Below are 16,934 nucleotides of genomic sequence, written 5' to 3'. Positions count from 1 at the left end.
CGGCTGCGCGCTCCCGGTGCTGCTGCTGGTGCGCTCGCTGGCTGACCAGGCCGGGCGCCTGGTCACCCTGACTGCCTCGCCGGCCACCCAGCTCGGCTGCACGCGTCGCGCAATCCAGCACGCCGACCACCAGCTGCGCGCGGCCGGGTACCTGGAGCACCGCTACGACGTCCAGCGTGGCGTGGTGGTGCTGGAGCTGCTGGAGGCGGTACTGCCGCCGCCGGAGGCCGTGCAGGCAGCACAGGAAGAGCGCCGCGCGCCCAGCGCGCCTGGCGCGAGGCCTGGAAGCGCCGTGTGCAGGCCCTCAACGCCCTGGCGCATCGGTGGGTGCGAAATGTCGTTCGCCCATTAAACGCCTCCCAGATTCAAAGGGGCAGCGAAGGGCAGCCGCTCTCCAGCCTGATGGTCATTGCGAACTGGCCTGCAGGAAGAGAGGCCAGGAGGCCTGGGTAATTGCAGGGGGAGCACTCCGGCGGGGTGGATTTCAGACGAACAGATCGCAGCCCGCCAGGGTGATACGAAGGCCGGTCTGGCGGTCACTGTATGCCTTGAAGGGGTGCGGGCGTCGCGCTGGAGGAGCTGCTCCTGTCAAAGCCAGGGTCTGCGAGATCACCAGGCACAAACTGGCCTGCCTGTCGCGACCGGCTTGCGCAGAAGAGGCTGCTTGGACGACCCAAGAGCTGGCACTCATCGAAGAGTGCAGCACTTCAGAGCCGGTCCGATCCTGCACCAGGACAATACCCTCCTGCCGGGGATCTGCTGCCGCGCATCGCTCTCGCTCGTAGACGCTGACCAGGGAGGGCCGCAGCCAGGGCGAGGGTGTTGCCGCACCGGCTGGTTCAGCCAGAGACTTCGTGAAAGCGCCTGCGGCCCAGAAGCGGGCACGCGTGGGAGATGTCGTGATGACCCAGCAGGGGCCCTGGAATGGGCTGCCGTGCCAGGCTTCGTCCATCAAGCCATTGGGACAAGGGCGTATTTCATAGAGTGAATACGGCATGGAAGCATGACGTCCTGGCATTCGCTGGATCGCTGCGCCGGTTCGGCGCCGTCACAATACTCAAGGCAGAGCTGGTGACGCGCAATCCAGAGTTGTGTCGCCAGGCTTCAACGGTTCGTTATTAAAATATTAATCTTATTTTTTGGATGATCGGTAAACCGCCTCTGGTGGCTGCGCAACGCTATAGCGCGCGGCCGGCTGTACATCTCGTCTGATGCCTGCAGAGTTCCGGCAGTACCTAGCCGATCTCCACTGGAAGCCGGCAGAGGTGGCTCGTGTCCTGGGGGTGGAGCAGATCACCGTCAGGCGCTGGTCCTGCGGAACAAGCGGCATCCCACCCGAGATCACGGCGTGGATGCAGAGGATCGCTGCTGAATTGCGCGCTGTGTTCGCCCGCCATCCGGTGCCGGTGATCCGTCGCAGCCGCGCGCAGCGCCTCAGGCACGATCCGCACTTTCTGGACTGACTGGCAGGCCCGCCCGCCGCTTCATGGCAGAACCAACACATGCCCGATAAGCCGGCGGAAAAAGGTGGCGGCCTGCTGGGATCGGGGGCAGGCCGCCAGTTGCGGTGGATATTATTTCGATCCTATTCTCATAATTAATACATTCCTGCTAGAGGGAAATTGGCAGCGCAGGACCTCATCAGGCAAGATTCGGCTAGGTTTGGGGCAGAGTGCCCGTTGGGCTGCCGGCCGACACGTGCCGTGATTGGTCGCTATGCGCCCATCCCGGTCGCAGGCTGCATGCGCCGCCCTTCCGGTAGGCGGACATGGCGCACTCCGCTTCGACGGACCGAGGTGACGGTTTCTGCCACGGCTGCTGGAACCCGCCCAGATCTCGGGGCTTCGCGGTCAGGCCTGCATGACCTCCAGGAAGGCACGGAATGCAACGCTCGGCTGGCGGCGGCCTGGGTAATAGAGGTGGTTGGCCGCCAATACCGCTGCCCATCCCGGTAGCACCTGAGCCAGCGGCCCGGCGGCGAGATACGGGGCAGCCTGGAGACGCAGCAGACATACGATTCCAAGCCCGGACAGTGCGGCGTCGCGCATCAGGTCGACATCGTTGGTAATGAAGGTCTCGGGGACCGCACGCCCGAACATCTCGCCGTCGCGCACGAAATCCCAGCGGTGGAGCGCCCCCGACGAAGTGTGGCGGTAACTGATGCAGCGATGTGCGCCGAGGTCATCCGGCGTTGCAGGCACACCGTGCGAGGCAAGATAGGCTGGTGCCGCCGCGAAAACGAGTTCCATGGGCTCGCTGATCCGCACCGAGATCATGTCGCCCTATAGCCCGCCCGCGTGCCGCACGCCGCAATCGAACCGCTCGGCCACGATGTCGACGAGCCCGTCGTTGATGACCAGTTCCACCGTCACCTCCGGGTAGCGCTGCGCCAGCGTCGCCAGGCGGGGCAGGACCACATGCACGGCCGCTGGCCGATGCGCATTGATGCGGACCCGACCCATCGGCCGGTCGCGCGCCTGGTCCAGCTCGGCCAGCATGTCCTCCACGGAGGCCAGGGCCGGGCGCAGCCGCAGCAGGAGTTGCTCACCCGCAGAAGTCGGCGAGAGTGAGCGGGTGGTGCGGTCCAGCAGGCGGATGTCCAGCCTGCCCTCCAGGGTCCGCATGGCATGGCTCAGCGCCGGCGCCTCTGACCATGCTCCACTAAAATCTTGCCCGGACCAGTTGATGGGGGCTGGTCAGGCCGCCCTGCTCAAAGGTGTCCCGGCATCAGCACCAGCCAGCAACTGGTCCAGGAGCGCATCCGGGGTCCGAGGCTCTTTCCGTCAGGCCATAGGAGGTCTCCTTCTCCCCTACTACGCCCCGCCTCACGCAAAATTCCTGACAATCCCCACCACGCCAGGACCCGAGGGTGCGCCGCGCCAAACCATCCAGATCGCGGCGCCTGTTTTCGGGTACAAGAGCCATATCGGCATCGACCGGCGGCATGGCCCGATCCGCTGCTGGACGGTGATCGATGCGGCTCAACATGACCGTCACAGCTTTGCTGGCGTGCTTGATCCTGAGAACGCCGCCAGCCACGTCTGGGCGGACACCGCCTACCGGGCGAGGCGCAATCTGGAGACCCTGGAACGCCGTCGGCTGCGTGAACGCATCCAGTTCCGCCATCCCCTGCGGCGTTCACTCTCCGAGCGGCTGGCGAAAGCCAATGCGTCGCGCGCCTGGATCCGCTCCGGCATCGAGCATGTCTTCGCCGCGCAGAAGCACCGCATGGCGCTCTTCGTCCGCACCATCGGCATCGCCCGGGTGCGGGTGAAGACCGGCATGGCCAATCTCATCCACAGCGTCAGCCGCCTGACTTGGCTCCGCGCCCGAGATTGCCTCCGATCGGGCGCACTGATGAATTCTTCGGAGTGTCCAACCGCATTCAATTTGGTGATCTTGCCGCTGCTCACTGGTCCGTGCGTTCACTTAAAGCCCAGGGAGGGGGCTGAGGTGTCATTTTTTGGCATTGTCCCAGCAACCTAGCTGAAGGGGCGCTGTTATCGCTGTGCTGACACACAACAAGGGAGGATCAGCACAATGCGCAGCGTCATCAAGCTTGCGGGTGTTGGCGTATTGGTGTTCGGGCTGGCAGCGTGTGGTGATAGCCCTGGTGGACGTGCTGTGTCTGGCGGATTGCTGGGAGCGGGTGCCGGCGCTGGTGTTGGAGCTCTAACCGGCGGCAGCGCAGGCACAGGCGCACTTGTTGGTGGCGGTCTTGGCGCAGCAGGTGGTGCGCTTACTGCGCCTAGAAACCGATACTGATCACTGGCCGCAGATAAGGGGAGCAGAAATGCTCCCCTCTTTCAGGATCGGCAAACTAACAGCGCATTGCTGTGCCGGAAGCCTGAGTTACAGCGCCTATCAGAACCTGGGCTACAGAACCCACGAGCAGATGGAGAACGCTGCCGCCTGATTCTTGCCCATCAAATCAGGGGAAGATCACCATCTGCAGTGACGCAGGCTCACTTGGCTAAAGGCTTCCAGGCTCAGGGCGTGGCCAAGCTCCGCCGCAGCCGTGCCAGCGCGCCAGGCAGACCGCGCACCTTCAGCACCCGGCCGGCTTCGTCATATTCTTCGGACAAGACCCGCACGCTGTCATAGACCTCGCCGATCAGGCCCTGGGTGGCATAGGGCAGCACCAGCACATCCTCCACCATAGCCGCCTCAAAGAAGGCGATGATGATGTCCCGCAGCGCACTGACATCCTCGGGCCTGTGGGCAGAGAGCAGGACCGCATCGGGATGTTTCTCGGCCAGGGCGGCGCGCCTGACATTGTCCACGCGATCCATCTTGTTCAGCACCAGCCGGGACGGCACGGTCTCCGCGCCGATCTCACGCAGCACGCTGCGGGTGACCTCCAGCTGCGCCTCATAGGTCGGGTCCGACGCATCGACCACGAAGAGCAGCAGCGAAGCCTCCAGAGCTTCCGTCAGGGTGGAGCGGAACGAGGCGACCAAGTCATGCGGCAATTGCTTGATGAAGCCCACCGTGTCGGAAACGAGCACGCGGGGCCGGGTTTCCGGCTGCAGGATGCGGATGGTGGTGTCCAGGGTGGCGAACAGCTTGTCCTCCACCAGCACCTCGCTACCGGTCAGCGCCCGCATCAGCGAGGACTTGCCCGCATTGGTGTAGCCGACCAGCGCCACGCGCAGCTGGTCGCGCCGGGCGGAGCGGCGATGGTCGCTGTCACGCTGCACCGCTTCCAGCTGATCCTTCAGCTCCGCCAGCCGGTCTCGGATCTTGCGGCGGTCAAGATCAAGGGTGCTCTCGCCCGCGCCCGGCCCCTGCCGCCGCTCGCCGCCCCCCGAGGATTCCCGCAGGCGGGGCGCGACATATTTCAGGCGCGCCATCTCCACCTGCAGCTTCGCCTCACGTGTATTGGCATGGCGGTGGAAGATCTCAACGATGACGCCGGTGCGGTCCAACACCTCGGCGCCGGTGGCACGCTCCAGGTTGCGGATCTGGCTGGGCGAGAGTTCATGGTCGACGATGACGAACTCCGGCTTGTTGCTGGCTCCCAGCTCGGGCTCGGCATTTTCAGCTGCGTTTTCGGACCGTCGCGACGCCTTGGATTTTGGGGCGCCCGCCATCGACGCGACCACACCGGGGCCGCCGGTCAGCGCCGCCAGTTCCGCCAGCTTGCCGCTGCCCAGCAAGGCACTGGCGCCGGTGCCCTCGCGGCGCTGGGACACCGTGCCGACCACCTTGTAGCCCAGCGTCTTCACCAGACGTCCGAGCTCCTCAAGGCTGGCCTGGTGCGCGATGTCATCGACCTCCGGGGTCTGAATGCCGACAAGGATGGCGCAGGGGATAGGGGGTGTGGTCTCCATGGGCACTTCAGTAGCATGGATCGGGCCGCATCCTCGACGTCCAGGAACGGTGCGAAGTCCGCCTTGTGCCGCGGCCCGCCGCAGCGACGCCAATCAGGAGGGATCAGGCCTGATAAAATGATAAGCTTATCCTTGTCACAGCACGCAAAATAATACTTGTAAAACGGAAGACCATCCTCTACATAGGATTTGTCAGTTTCGTTGTTCCGGTTTGCTGGTCCTGCCCATTGATTTGGGTTATGAGCTTGTTTCCGTTTCAAATTGAAGATGATCCGTCGCGCAATACTGCTCGGCGGCTTTCCGTTTTGATCGGAAATATCCTCATGTCTATCGGCACCGTTAAGTGGTTCAACAGCACCAAGGGCTACGGCTTCATTCAGCCCGAGGACGGCTCGAACGATGTCTTCCTGCACATCTCCGACGTGCAGCGCGCTGGCATGGACGTGCGTGAGGGCGACAAGCTCGAGTACGATGTTCAGCGTGGCCAGCAGGGCAAGCTCTCGGCCGGCAATCTTCGCCAGGCCTGAAGGCAGGAGCGGCAGTCTTGCCGCTCCCCCTATAGCCATCGCAGCGCCTGCGCTTTGATGGGCCTCGAGCCCCGGTCGGATCCCCGACCGGGGCTTTTCTGTTTTTTGGATTCGGCAGATTTGTGTCTCTGGACCTTCCCCAGCAGCGATCATGCGCCAATTCTCTGCCTTTATCGGCGAGGAGCAGCGCCTTTTGAACATCGGCATACCCGATGAAGACGCAGTTCAAGGCAGGGAAGAAGCACCCAGCAGGCCGCCGCCGGCGGCGTTGAGGGCAGAGCATGATCTGACCTGACCGGGTCGGACAGGGATTCCCGGGCGGCTGGTCTTCATTGATGAGACCAGCGCCCCGGCCAAGATGGCGCGGCTCCATGGCCGCTCCAAACGTGGCGCCCGCTGCCGGGCACCCGTGCCTCACGGTTACTGGAAGACGACCACCTTCACCGCTGCGCTTGCCTGGCCTGACCGCGCCGATGGTGCTGGACGGCGCGATGACAGGCGAATGGTTCACCGCCCATGCCCGGCAGATCCTGACATCCACCCTGCGCCCCGGTGACATCGTCATCCTCGACAACTTGGCCGCCCACAGGGGGCGCTGCGGTCCGGGAAGCCATCCAGGCTGCGGGCGCGACACTGCGGTTCCTGCCGCCCGCACCATCGGCGCGCTCTGGGACATGATCCGAGATGCGCTCCCGCAGTTCCCGCCCCAGGAATGTGCCAGCCACTTCACCGCCGCAGGATATGAACCAGACTGATCAGACTATGCTCAAGCCCCAGATTGCGGCAACAGCCAGCCGACGACGCCATGAGCGCACGGGGCAAGACATGCATCGGGTTGTTCGGCATCGGCACGAGCCTGGGCGATCGTGGCTATGCGCCGTGCCCGGTTGAAACAGGAGCCACGCCAGGCTGTGCATGAGCATCATCGGCCAGGGCGTGGGTGAGGACCGGTATTGCCGATCTCGCCTACAACTTTTGGCCTCGCCTGGCTCACCACATGAGCTGCGCCCTTATAGGCTCACAGCCCACGCGAGGAACGTCACCGGCCGCATCCAGCCAGTCCCCCGAAGCTCGTCAGCGTCGGAGCGTCATGAACTGAAGCACGTTCCTGTTCTCGGATACCGCGCAGCAGCAGACAGTTCGAAGTCTCATCTGCCGCCGGAGGCTACAGCATCGGCTGTCGAGTTCGCGCTATGGCCGAGGGCCTTGGCATCGTCACTGCCTGCTGTGGCATCCAGCAGGTTGAGAGACCGGCCTCAGCCCCGCGGCGCTCAGGCAGGATTAGTTGACCGAAGCCCCGGAAGCTTTAACGATAGGCACCCAGAGGTCGACCTCGTCCTTCACATATTGCGCGAAGCGTTCTGGCGTATAGCCACGCATCATCGGTGTACCCATCTCCTCCAGTCGCCGCCCGATCGTGGCATCCCCGAGCGCAGCATCCACCGCCGCCGCCATGCGCTCGACGATGGGCCTGGGCAGGCCGGCAGGTCCGAAAATGCCGTACCAGGAGTAGGCCTTGTAGCCGGGCAGGCCAACTTCCGCGGCAGTCGGCACATCCGGCATGATGCTGGAGCGTTCGTCCGTCGCCACGAACAGCGTCTTCATCTGGCCATCGCGGTTGTAGGGCAGCATCAGGCTGGGGATGTCGCTGTTGAACTGGATCTCGCCGGAGAGCAACGCGGTAAAGACCTGCCCGGCGCCACGATAGGGCACATGCACAGCCTCGGCACCAATGCGCTGCAGGAAATTGGCCGAGGCCAGGTGCCCGGTCGATCCGATGCCGCTACTGCCATAGGAGTATTTGTTGGGATTGGCCTTCAGCTGCGCGATCCAATCCGCCGTATCGCGCACCACAAGCCCCTTGGTGACGACGCTGTGGCAGATGGGAATGAAGTTGGTGGGCGCGATCGCCGTCAGGTCCTTCACCGGGTCGTAGGGCAGGTTCCGGTACAGCCCCGCCGCCACGCCGGTGGAGGAGAGCGTGGCCAGCACGAAGGTGTAGCCGTCCGGCCGTGCCTTGGCGACGAAATCGGTGCCGAGGACGCTGCCCGCTCCCGGCTTGTTCTCGACGATGACGTTCTGCCCCAGCAACTCGCTCAGCTTCGGCGCCAGCAGGCGCACGGTGATGTCGGTGCCGCCTCCGGGCCCGAAGGGAACAATCAGGGTGATCGGCCTGCTCGGCCAGTTGCCGCCGGTCTGCGCGCGCAGCACGGCCGGCGCCATCAATGCGGCACCTGTCAGCGCCATCAGGCCGCGCCGCTGTACCGCAAGCATCGGGTGGCCGCTTTTCATCTGGGTCATGTCTCTTCGCTCCTGCGTGGTTCGCAGCGTTTCGGGCGTATCCGCCGGCTGTTCCGCCGGCCAGTGGTCAGGCCGGTGGTCAGAATGATCCGCCATTGACGGGCAGGAGCTGCCCGGTGACGAACTTCGCGAGGTCCGAGGCGAAGAACATCGTCGCGTCGGCGATGTCCTGCGCCTCGCCGAGACGGCCGAGCGCGATGCCGGAGAGGGCGGCGGCGCGCCGCTCTTCCCCCTGCGTCTCCCAGCTGTGCAGCTTGCCGGCGTCGGTCAGCACCAGGCCGGGCGCCACGCTGTTCACCGTGATGCCGTAGGGGCCGAGTTCCATGGCCATCTGCCGCGTCAATCCCAGGACCGCGTGCTTGGCGGTGCAGTAGGCCTGGATGCGGGTGCGGGAGGGCCGGAAGGCGGCGCCGGAGCTGATGTTCACGATGCGCCCGCCGCCGGCCCGCTTCATGCCCGGGGCAGCGGCGCGGATGGTGGCAAAGGTGGCACCGAGATTGAGGGCCATGATGGCATCCCAGTCCTCGTCCGGCACCGCCTCCACCGGGCGGTGATGCTGGCCCATCATGCCGCCGGCGTTGTTGACCAGAACGTCGATGGCACGCCCCGCCGACTGCTCCACCTGCGCGATCCAGCTGGCCGCGGCGGCCCGGTCGGTCAGGTCGGCCGGGGCCGTTCGGATCGTCGTGCCTGCGGCGGTCTGCTGGAGGCCCGCCGTATCCAGGTCGGTTGCGTGAACCTCCGCGCCACGTTCGGCGAAGCTTCTGGCGATGGCGCGGCCGAAGCCCATCGCCGCCCCGGTGACCGCCACAACCTTGCCGCTGAAATCCAGTGTCATCCCGCCCGTTTCTCCCGCTTGGTGTTCTTCGCTTCCGCCTGGTCCAGGATCCGCAGCGCCAGTTCCGCCCCGGCGTCGTTATGGGCGGCGCAGAGCGCTTCCGCCTCGGCTGCGCGACCACCGGCAATGGCGTCCCGGATGGCGGCGTAGGCCGCCAGCCCCTCCCGCACCCGGTGCGGCATCGCCATCGACAGGTTGCGCAGTAGCACCAGCCGGTTGTGCACCGAGACCAGCATCTGCTGCAGCACCGGATTGCCGCTGCCCTCGCCGATGGCCGCGTGGAAAGCATCGCCGGCGCGGACGATGGCGCGATGGTCCTGCGCTTCCGCGCCCTGCTCCAGGGCCACCGTCGCGGCGGCGATGGCGGCGAGCGCCGCCGCCGGTCGGGCCTCCGCGCAGAGCCGGGCGGCGTAGCCGACCAGCACGCCGCGTACACCGTAGAGGTGGCGCGCATCCTCCGCCGTCACTGCCGCGACAGAGGGGCCACGATGCGGGCGCAAGGTCACCAGCCCTTCGGCCTCCAGCTGCCGCAGGGCCTCGCGGACCGAGGTGCGGCTCGCCCCTGTCAGGGCGCAGAGCTCACGTTCCACCAGCTTCTGCCCCGGCGCGAAGCGGCCGGAGACAATGGCGGCGCGCAAGGTGTCACTGAGCACCGAGCGAAGGGTGACGACCTGTGCGGCCACCTGGAAGGACATGCTGTCGTTGACGGGTTCCATCCGGGACAGGATGAATTATTGTATGACAAACAGTCAAGTTCTTGACCTGCCTTCCGCTCTCCCCGATGACTGGGAGCCTGAGTGGTGGAGGAAATGACCGATGGCGGAACCCGTGGTGATCTGGGGCGCAGGGGCGATCGGCGGCACGATCGGCGCCTTCCTGCGCCGTGCCGGGCATGAAGTGCTCTTCGTGGACGTGGTGCCGGAGCATGTGGCCGCGATCCGCGAGGGAAGGCTGCACATCGAGGGGCCAGTCGCCGATTTCATGACCGGCGGCCCCGCCGTTCTGCCCCAGGATGTGCGGGGCCGGCACCGGCTGGTCATTCTCGCCGTCAAGGCCCACCACACGGAAGCCGCAACCCGGGCTCTCGCCCCGCACCTCGCCGAGGACGGGGCGGTGGTGTCCTGCCAGAACGGCCTCAACGAGCTGACCATCGCCGAGATCGTCGGACGGGAACGCACGATCGGCGCCTTCGTGAACTTCTACGCCGACTATCTGGCGCCCGGCCACCTGGCCTATGCCAAGCGTGGCGCCGTGGTGGTGGGCGAGCTGGACGGGGCGCGGACTCCTCGGCTGGAGGCCCTGCACGCCCTGCTGCGGGAGTTCGACGAGGACGCGGTGCTGAGCGGCAACGTCTTCGGCTATCTCTGGGGCAAGGCGGGCTATGGCGCCATCCTCAAGGCCTCGGCGCTGACCAACGACACCATCGCCGATTTCATCGCCGCGCCGGAGCGTCAGCTTCTCATCCGCCGCCTGGTGCAGGAGATCCTGGCCGTGGCCGCGGCGGAGGGCGTGACCCCGCTGGGCTTCGATGGCTTCGACCCGATCGCCTTCCTGCGGCGGGACGAGGCGGCCATCGCCGCCTGCATGCAGCGGATGGAGACCTTCAACCGCGGCTCCGCCAAGCCGCGCAGCGGGATCTGGCGTGACCTCGCCATCCGCAAGCGGCAGACCGACGTGGCGGCACAGCTGGCGCCGGTGCGTGCCGCCGCGCGACGCCATGGCCTCGCCACCCCCATCGCCGATGCGCTGGTCCGCCTGATCGGCGAGATCGAGCGCGGAGAGCGCGCCATCGGCCCGGAGGCCGCCGACGCGCTGGCCCGGGTCGCCGCGCAGCACTGAAGCCCGGAGGAACGACGACGATGACCGAACCGCAGCACCATCCCGCCGGCGCACCCTGGGACTGGCCGGAGCATGTCTGGCGCGGCGTGGTGGAGCGCGCGCGCGCCGGCCGCAACCTGCGGCCGCGTGCCTGGCCGAATGGCGCACGCTGCGCCGTCGCCCTCTCCTTCGACGCCGACCATGAAACCATCCCGCTGCGCGACGCGGATGAAAGCCCGATGCGTATCAGCCAGGGCCAGTACGGCGCGCGTGCCGCGATGCCGCGCATTCGCAGCCTGCTGGCGCGGGAGAACGTCAAGGCGACCTTCTTCTATCCCGCCGTCTCCGCCATGCTGCACCCGGAGGAGGCGCGCGGCGTGGCCGGGGATGGGCACGAGATCGGCATCCACTCCTGGATCCATGAGCGGAACACGGCTCTGCCCTACGAGGTCGAGCGCGACCTCGCCTTCCGTGCCGCCGATGCCCTGGAGCGCGTCACCGGCCAGCGGCCCGTCGGCATGCGCACGGCGAGCTGGGACTTCTCGCCACGCACCCTCGACATCATCCGCGAGATGGGCCTGCTCTACGACAGCTCGCTGATGGCCGATGACGATCCCTACGAGCTGACAGCGAATGGCGAGCCCACCGGCATCGTGGAGTTGCCGCCGGAGTGGATCCGTGACGATGCCGTCTACTTCAACATGAACCGCTTCGGCGGGCTGCGCCCCTACACGCCGCCTTCGGCCGTCGCCGAGGTCTTCCTGGCGGAGCTGGAGGGGGCTTATGCCGAGGGCGGCCTCTATCTGCTCACCATGCACCCGCACCACATCGGCCACCGCAGCCGCATGCCTGTCCTGGAAAAGGTCATTGCAGCCGCCAAAGCAAAGGGGGATTGCTGGTTTGCGACCCATGCCGAGGTGGCCGCCTGGTGCAAGCAGAACGCCGTGTGATCGCCGCGCACCAACGGAACCGTCCCGGATTTGATCATGCCGATGCAGGCCGGACCGGGGCCACATCAATGGCCCATCGTTTCCTGCCAAGCCTTTGGCTGCTCTCGACGCCGCAGCGGTCGATCTGGTGCCTTGCCGCACCGGAGGCAGGCACGGCGGCTGCAGCGTCAGGCATCTTGGCAGCCTTTCCTTTGTTCGGTCGCCCAGGTGATGGGCATGACCGGCGGTGCAGCGGGTAAGGCTGTCGGCACCATGGCTGCCCAGCCGGCAAGCGAGGTTCCCGGTGGGATGCAGGCCCCGCACGCGGCGTAGGGCACGGCCAGCCGTCTGGCGCAGATGCCTGCCAGCGATCTGGTGCGCATGAGCCTGCAAACCGGGACGCCTCTGGCCGGGAACCAGTTCGGCGGGCATTGAGCGGATTGGGTCGGGAAGGCCCCTCCCCGTCCGTCACGAAGCCAGTTCGAAGCTTTCCGCAGAGCCGCGTTCGCGCGGCTCTGCCATCCGGGTCCGGACGCACGGAGAGCATCAAGCACATCACGGTCTGGCCGCGGGGAGGCCATCTCTTTGGCCGGCGCCTTCTGGAGGCCCCTCGCCTTCCGCTCGGCGAGGAATGCGGCAGGCAACACCTCTGCGGCAGGTCGAGCGGCGGCAAGGTCCTGCTCGGTCCATTCCGGGTTGCCGGCATCAGCCGCAACACCAGCATTCTCAAACCAGCACTAGGAAATGCTTCGCCACCAGCGGCGCGTCAGCCAGAGTGCCAGCAGGCCCTCGGCGGCGGAAAGCGCCACGGCGTAGTGCGCGCCGATCGCATCCGCCAGCAGGCCAAGATGGATGAAGCCGACCGGCCCGACGCCGATGCAGACGGAAAGCAGGCCGAGCACGCGGCTGCGCATCTCCGGCGGCGTGGCGAGAAACACCAGCGTGGTCTGCATGATGCTGAAGCCCGAGCCGCCCAGCCCCGCCAGCAGCAGCGCCACTCCGGAGGGCAGGACATGCGGCAGCAGCGCGAAGAGCGCCATCAGCGCGCAATAGGAGGCGACGCCGCCGACATAAAGGCGGCCATAGCGGTCCGGCCGCGCCAGCCAGGCAATAAGAAGCGCACCGAAGAAGGCGCCGACGCCGTCCATGCTGGCCAGGAAGCCGACGCCCTCCGCGCCGAGCAGCAGCCGGTCCTGCCCGATCACGGGCACCATGCTTGTCGTCGGCCAGGCGAAGATGTTGTAGATCAGCGTAATGATCATGATGGCGGTCAGCCGGCGGTCGTCCAGCACCAGCCTGACGCCGGCGGCAACCCGGCCCAGCACGCCCTCGCCGGAGGGCGCCTGCGCCTCGTTGCGGTAGGTCAGGCGCAGCGTCGCGCCGATCGCCACGAGATAGAACAGCGCGCTGAGCAGAAAGGGGCCCTGGATGCCGGTCGTGGCCAGCAGCACCCCGCCCAGCGTTGGGCCCAGCATGCGGCTGGCATTGTTGGTGCCCACATCCACCGACATGGCGATGCTCATCCGCTCGGCACCGACCACCTGCCCGAGCATCATGCGGCGCACCGGGTTGTCCGCCGCCCAGCTGACGCCGTTGATGAGGCTGGCCACCGCGAGGTGCCATACCTGCAGCGCCTCCGCTATCGCCAGCAGCCCCAGCGCCAGGGACGTGGCGAAGGAGGCGAGCACGATCAGCAGCAGCGCAGTGCGCCGCTCCATCCGCTCCGCCCAGGCGCCGAGAAAGGCACCGAGCAGCGCCATCGGCACCAGCCGCAGCAGCATCATGGTGGCGACCAGCAGGGCCGAGCCGCGCTCCTGGTAGACAAAGACACCGACTGCGATGGTTTCGATCCAGCGGACGCCGAAGATCACCAGCCCGACGATCCAGAGGCGACGGAAATCGGGCTCGGCAAAAACAGTCAGCAACGGCACGCCGCGCGACGGCGCGGCTGCGGCATCAGACATCTTGGCACCCTTTTCCCCCGACCTTGTGCGAACGGTCTGATGGCAACATCCTTGTCATCAGACCAGGCACAGCACGTCAGTGCCACATGCTCGACGTTCTGGTGAGGTTCTGGCCGCTACACCTTTGTGATACCGGCGTAGCGGTACCGACCACACATCGGCCCGGTGTCGAGGCAGGTGACTGCGGCGTGGGTGACGGAGTTCTCGATCAGCTGGAACAGCATGACGAACGGACTGGTCTGCTGCCCTTCCCGCTGTAGCGCCTCATACATTGCGGCACGCTTGGCGGCGTCAGGCTCCTTGCGGGCAGCCAGGGTACGAGCGCTGATCTCCGGGATGCTCCAGTTGGCGCGCCAGGCCGAAGTTCTGTTCCGGGCATCATCGGAGTTGTCGGTGTTGATCAGGAAGGCCTCGGCATTGGTGTTGGGGTCGAAGTAGTCGCTGCCCCACTGCACCTGGGCGAGGTCATGCTGCCGGGCGCGTGTCCGGCTGACGACTTGCCGGCTGCCCCCCCGGGTTCATGCACAGACCGATGCCGATCAAAGCGAGGTTGGCTTGAATGGCCTGGGCGATGTCTGCGAAGGGTGGCTCGGCCGTGTAGTCGAGGTTGACCTCGAAGCCCTTCGCCAAGCCGGCCTTGGCCGGCTGTTCATCAGGAATTGCCGCATCCAGGTCGTACGTCATGTGGCTCACGGCCAGTTTGGCGGCTGAGCGATTGGTGGCGCGGCTGAAGGAGACGGCTTGCGGGCTATTGAAGACGAGATCTGGGCAAATCCCTGGCGCAGGACGATGGAAAAGCCAGCCGATCAGCGGGCTTTTCTTGCTCGTACTCACGGTGCTCAGGTTGGCCACACCTCGGTTTTCTCCGCCCGCCGCTGCCCCGTCTGAGATGCACCAGAACCTGATGCGGGCCGCAGCTGGCTCTCTTGCATGACGCGCTCCACACCGTCCTTGCCGCGAACCCTGTAGGACCGGAAGCCGCCCTCCTGCGGCATAACCCGGGTGATGGTAAAATCACCGGCTGGAATGTGGGCGTCCCCGGTGCCTCGACCAAAGGCTACGGCCTGGCCGACCTCAAACTTCGCATCGCTCATGGTAACTAATCCTATCGGCGGCACCGCTGCCAGCAGTGCCTGGGGGTCTCATGCCATCTGCTGATGCAAGATATCACCTCAGGGCGTTCGACCGACAATGGCAGGTAGCATGGAAGAAGCTTGATCTGGCACATCAAACCAAGCCTTGGGCTGATGGCCTGCTGCGTCGCGGGCGGCAGCGCCCGTGGGGAGGCCGTATTGCTCCTTGATCGACCTGCAAAGATCAGAACAGGGCAAAAAGAGAAGCTCAACCTTTTGGGATCACGTCATAATCAATCTTGTAAAACAGCATACGGCATTCTAGATAAGTGGCGTCAGTTTCGTTGTTCCGGTTTACTCCTCCTGTCCAACCATTTGGGCTTTGAGCTTGTTTCCGTTTCAGAGCGAAGATGATCCGCCGCGCAATCGTGCTCGGTGGTTTTCTGTTTTGATGGGAATATTCTCATGCCGATCGGCACCGTAAAGTGGTTCAACAGCACCAAGGGCTTTGGCTTCATACAGCCTGAAGACGGCTCCAAGGACGTGTTCCTGCACATCTCCGACGTGCAGCGCTCCGGCCTGCAGGAGCCGCGTGAAGGCGACCGGCTGGAGTTCGAGTTGGTGAAGGGTCAGCAGGGCAAGGTTTCGGCCGGCAATCTTCGCAACGCCTGAAGGTTGAGTGGCCGCCGCGCCACTCCCTGAACAACCTTCGCAGCGCCTCCGCTGTGGTGGTCTGAAGCCTCGGATGGACCTGTCCATCCGAGGCTTTTTCTGATGCGGGCTCGATCATGCTGAATCCGCGTCATGTCATAGCCGATCATCCCGACCGGCCTTGCTTCAGGGCAAGCAGCACGACAGGAACAATCCGTGCAATCCAAAAACATGAAGACCGACAGCGTCAGTCCGGTTGCTGACGCTGATCAGGAGGTCGAGGTGCTGTACCTCGCGAAGCGGCACCGGGTATCACCTGCCATTATCCGCGAAATCATGCGTCGCGCTGGATCCACAGAGCGGAGTGCCGTTGAGCGGGAGCTGCAGAAAGGCAAGGCGCGCCGCTAGTCGCGGATCTTCACACCATAAGCTGTTCTGTTGTTGAAGCTTATGGTGTGGCGCTCAACGTTGGCGAGCCTTCCGCGCTGCATACCGCGCGTCGCGTGCCGCCTTCTGCTGTGCCGGCAGTTCAGCGGCGTGCTTGGCCGCCGCCTCGGCTTCCAAAGCCTGTTGAACAGCCAAAGCCCGCTTCTCCTCAGCCTTTGCCGCCGCCTCAGACTTGAGACGCGCGGCCTCGGCATCACAGGCGATCTTGCGAGCGGCATTCCTGGCGTCGCGCGCTTCGCTGGTGGCCTTGCGTGCGGCCGCCTGTGCGGCAACCGCAGGATCGTTTGGTCCTGGACGCGCCCGGAAGCGCTCCAGCATAGCCTCCTTCGCCCGGGCTGCTGTTGTCAGCCGTTCGCCGAAAGCATCGCTTTTGTGGGAGATCATACTGCCATTCTAGTCGCGATTGGCCAGAACACCTAATCATCTTTGTGATCCAGCAGTGATCCGTGCGGGTCCATCCGGCCTCGATCGAACCGTTCCACAGAATGCCTGTCAGGATATCAGGGTATGGTCTTGCCGCATGTGCAGCAGGACACCACGGCCGTGATGGCTGCTCCCACTGCGATTGCCACCCGGCAACCCCTCGTGGTCTAGCCGCCCACAGTCCGCCTCCCTATCTTCCCCCGCATGACCCGTTCCCCTGCTGCCGACCTGGCTCCTCTCATCAAGCTGTTGCAAGCGGGTGTTTCACCCGAGCGCGCTGCCGCCGAACTCTCCCGCGTCTTGGCAATCTGGACGGCCGAGCTCAAAGACGACGATGAGCAGTTGCAGGAGAGACTCTCGGGCTTGGCCGAGCAGATGACGATGGGGATCGAGGACATGCACGAGGGCATCGCTGAAGCGAGCGACAAAGGCAAACCCACGTTGCGGCGGATCCTGGCGACGCACGAGGCGGTGCTGGATGGGGTGCGGAAGGCGCAGGAGGCGGGTTAACCATCGCACCGCCCCGCCAGGGTGGCTACCACAGCACACACCTTGTTCCGGCCCATGCAGAGCCTATCGAGCACACAAACCGGCCGATTTTGTTGATAGCTGACTGAGGGTTCGCCGTTA

General features: G+C 65.4%; 21 protein-coding genes and 3 pseudogenes. 13 read left to right on the top strand and 11 right to left on the bottom strand.

What is annotated here, in order from left to right:
* Positions 1-16: 16 nt before the first annotated feature.
* Positions 17-352 (top strand): hypothetical protein, encoded by a 336-nt coding sequence (locus tag ACZJYS_RS04055; RefSeq protein WP_493175968.1) that lies wholly within the window; start codon positions 17-19, stop codon positions 350-352.
* 913 nt (positions 353-1,265) lie between these two features.
* Positions 1,266-1,463 carry a hypothetical protein gene (locus ACZJYS_RS04050; RefSeq protein ID WP_493175966.1) on the top strand — a complete coding sequence of 66 codons (198 nt, stop codon included), beginning with the start codon at positions 1,266-1,268 and terminating at the stop codon, positions 1,461-1,463.
* A gap of 387 nt (positions 1,464-1,850) precedes the next feature.
* Here ACZJYS_RS04050 and ACZJYS_RS04045 read toward each other — a convergent pair.
* Positions 1,851-2,624 (bottom strand): annotated as a pseudogene (locus tag ACZJYS_RS04045) (LysR substrate-binding domain-containing protein).
* Between ACZJYS_RS04045 and ACZJYS_RS04040 the strand changes: the two are divergent.
* Together ACZJYS_RS04040 and ACZJYS_RS04035 are read left to right on the top strand one after the other, a co-directional pair.
* On the top strand, positions 2,623-3,486 hold the full coding sequence (locus tag ACZJYS_RS04040) for a transposase (protein WP_493175964.1): 864 nt from the start codon (positions 2,623-2,625) through the stop codon (positions 3,484-3,486). The pseudogene ACZJYS_RS04045 and the gene ACZJYS_RS04040 overlap by 2 nt on opposite strands.
* A gap of 54 nt (positions 3,487-3,540) precedes the next feature.
* Positions 3,541-3,765, top strand: a complete 225-nt coding sequence (locus tag ACZJYS_RS04035; protein WP_109519248.1) for a YMGG-like glycine zipper-containing protein — start codon at positions 3,541-3,543, stop codon at positions 3,763-3,765.
* A 224-nt stretch (positions 3,766-3,989) separates the two neighbouring features.
* Here ACZJYS_RS04035 and hflX read toward each other — a convergent pair whose 3' ends face one another.
* The gene (gene hflX / locus ACZJYS_RS04030) at positions 3,990-5,333 is read right to left on the bottom strand and encodes a GTPase HflX (protein ID WP_379649872.1); all 1,344 of its coding nucleotides are present in this window, start codon (positions 5,331-5,333) and stop codon (positions 3,990-3,992) included.
* Between the two features lie 323 nt (positions 5,334-5,656).
* Between hflX and ACZJYS_RS04025 the strand changes: the two genes are divergently transcribed.
* The 3 genes and pseudogenes from ACZJYS_RS04025 to ACZJYS_RS04015 form a co-directional block, all read left to right on the top strand.
* Positions 5,657-5,860: a cold-shock protein gene (locus ACZJYS_RS04025; protein WP_109519250.1), complete on the top strand. Its 204-nt coding sequence runs from the start codon at positions 5,657-5,659 to the stop codon at positions 5,858-5,860.
* 151 nt (positions 5,861-6,011) lie between these two features.
* A complete protein-coding gene (locus ACZJYS_RS04020; protein ID WP_493175961.1) occupies positions 6,012-6,155 on the top strand; it encodes a hypothetical protein in 144 nt (47 codons plus the stop codon).
* A gap of 18 nt (positions 6,156-6,173) precedes the next feature.
* A pseudogene (locus ACZJYS_RS04015) lies at positions 6,174-6,615 on the top strand (transposase); the annotation flags it as partial.
* A gap of 526 nt (positions 6,616-7,141) precedes the next feature.
* Here ACZJYS_RS04015 and ACZJYS_RS04010 read toward each other — a convergent pair.
* The 3 genes from ACZJYS_RS04010 to ACZJYS_RS04000 all read right to left on the bottom strand — a co-directional run bounded on the left by ACZJYS_RS04010 (position 7,142) and on the right by ACZJYS_RS04000 (position 9,715).
* Positions 7,142-8,161 (bottom strand): Bug family tripartite tricarboxylate transporter substrate binding protein, encoded by a 1,020-nt coding sequence (locus ACZJYS_RS04010; RefSeq protein ID WP_493175959.1) that lies wholly within the window; start codon positions 8,159-8,161, stop codon positions 7,142-7,144.
* 79 nt (positions 8,162-8,240) lie between these two features.
* Positions 8,241-8,999: an SDR family NAD(P)-dependent oxidoreductase gene (locus ACZJYS_RS04005; RefSeq protein ID WP_493175957.1), complete on the bottom strand. Its 759-nt coding sequence runs from the start codon at positions 8,997-8,999 to the stop codon at positions 8,241-8,243.
* Positions 8,996-9,715, bottom strand: a complete 720-nt coding sequence (locus tag ACZJYS_RS04000) for a GntR family transcriptional regulator (RefSeq protein ID WP_493175955.1) — start codon at positions 9,713-9,715, stop codon at positions 8,996-8,998. Before ACZJYS_RS04000 ends, ACZJYS_RS04005 begins: the two co-directional genes overlap by 4 nt.
* A gap of 100 nt (positions 9,716-9,815) precedes the next feature.
* On the opposite strand from ACZJYS_RS04000, the gene ACZJYS_RS03995 reads away from it, so the two are divergent.
* Positions 9,816-10,838, top strand: a complete 1,023-nt coding sequence (locus ACZJYS_RS03995) for a ketopantoate reductase family protein (RefSeq protein WP_109519255.1) — start codon at positions 9,816-9,818, stop codon at positions 10,836-10,838.
* Positions 10,839-10,858: 20 nt separating this feature from the next.
* Positions 10,859-11,767 (top strand): polysaccharide deacetylase family protein, encoded by a 909-nt coding sequence (locus ACZJYS_RS03990; RefSeq protein ID WP_379637295.1) that lies wholly within the window; start codon positions 10,859-10,861, stop codon positions 11,765-11,767.
* A 167-nt stretch (positions 11,768-11,934) separates the two neighbouring features.
* Here the strand turns inward: ACZJYS_RS03990 and ACZJYS_RS03985 are convergent.
* The 5 genes and pseudogenes from ACZJYS_RS03985 to ACZJYS_RS03965 form a co-directional block, all read right to left on the bottom strand.
* A pseudogene (locus ACZJYS_RS03985) lies at positions 11,935-12,432 on the bottom strand (BrnA antitoxin family protein); the annotation flags it as partial.
* 51 nt (positions 12,433-12,483) lie between these two features.
* Entirely contained in the window at positions 12,484-13,710 is a 1,227-nt protein-coding gene (locus tag ACZJYS_RS03980) for an MFS transporter (RefSeq protein ID WP_493175951.1), read from the bottom strand.
* Positions 13,711-13,826: 116 nt separating this feature from the next.
* A complete protein-coding gene (locus ACZJYS_RS03975) occupies positions 13,827-14,165 on the bottom strand; it encodes a hypothetical protein (RefSeq protein ID WP_493175949.1) in 339 nt (112 codons plus the stop codon).
* A 10-nt stretch (positions 14,166-14,175) separates the two neighbouring features.
* On the bottom strand, positions 14,176-14,562 hold the full coding sequence (locus tag ACZJYS_RS03970; protein WP_379649860.1) for a hypothetical protein: 387 nt from the start codon (positions 14,560-14,562) through the stop codon (positions 14,176-14,178).
* Positions 14,550-14,804, bottom strand: a complete 255-nt coding sequence (locus ACZJYS_RS03965) for a hypothetical protein (RefSeq protein WP_181378338.1) — start codon at positions 14,802-14,804, stop codon at positions 14,550-14,552. Before ACZJYS_RS03965 ends, ACZJYS_RS03970 begins: the two co-directional genes overlap by 13 nt.
* Positions 14,805-14,924: 120 nt before the next feature.
* On the opposite strand from ACZJYS_RS03965, the gene ACZJYS_RS03960 reads away from it, so the two are divergent.
* From ACZJYS_RS03960 to ACZJYS_RS03950, 3 genes are all read left to right on the top strand, one after another.
* Complete coding sequence (locus ACZJYS_RS03960) at positions 14,925-15,197, top strand: hypothetical protein (RefSeq protein WP_493175946.1); 273 nt, start codon at positions 14,925-14,927, stop codon at positions 15,195-15,197.
* A gap of 51 nt (positions 15,198-15,248) precedes the next feature.
* Complete coding sequence (locus tag ACZJYS_RS03955) at positions 15,249-15,455, top strand: cold-shock protein (RefSeq protein ID WP_109519260.1); 207 nt, start codon at positions 15,249-15,251, stop codon at positions 15,453-15,455.
* A gap of 195 nt (positions 15,456-15,650) precedes the next feature.
* Positions 15,651-15,842, top strand: a complete 192-nt coding sequence (locus ACZJYS_RS03950; protein ID WP_146202024.1) for a hypothetical protein — start codon at positions 15,651-15,653, stop codon at positions 15,840-15,842.
* Positions 15,843-15,896: 54 nt separating this feature from the next.
* Here the strand turns inward: ACZJYS_RS03950 and ACZJYS_RS03945 are convergent, their stop codons facing one another.
* Positions 15,897-16,265, bottom strand: coding sequence for a DUF6481 family protein (locus ACZJYS_RS03945; protein ID WP_493175944.1), 369 nt, complete (start codon positions 16,263-16,265; stop codon positions 15,897-15,899).
* Positions 16,266-16,508: 243 nt separating this feature from the next.
* Here ACZJYS_RS03945 and ACZJYS_RS03940 point away from each other — a divergent pair, with 243 nt between their 5' ends.
* The gene (locus tag ACZJYS_RS03940; protein ID WP_493175942.1) at positions 16,509-16,814 is read left to right on the top strand and encodes a hypothetical protein; all 306 of its coding nucleotides are present in this window, start codon (positions 16,509-16,511) and stop codon (positions 16,812-16,814) included.
* The last annotated feature ends 120 nt before the right edge of the window (positions 16,815-16,934 follow it).

It is taken from the genome of Roseomonas sp. TS2 (genome assembly GCF_058833935.1).
Note: the sequence above shows the minus strand (reverse complement) of the source record. Positions and strands in the feature narration are given on the sequence as shown.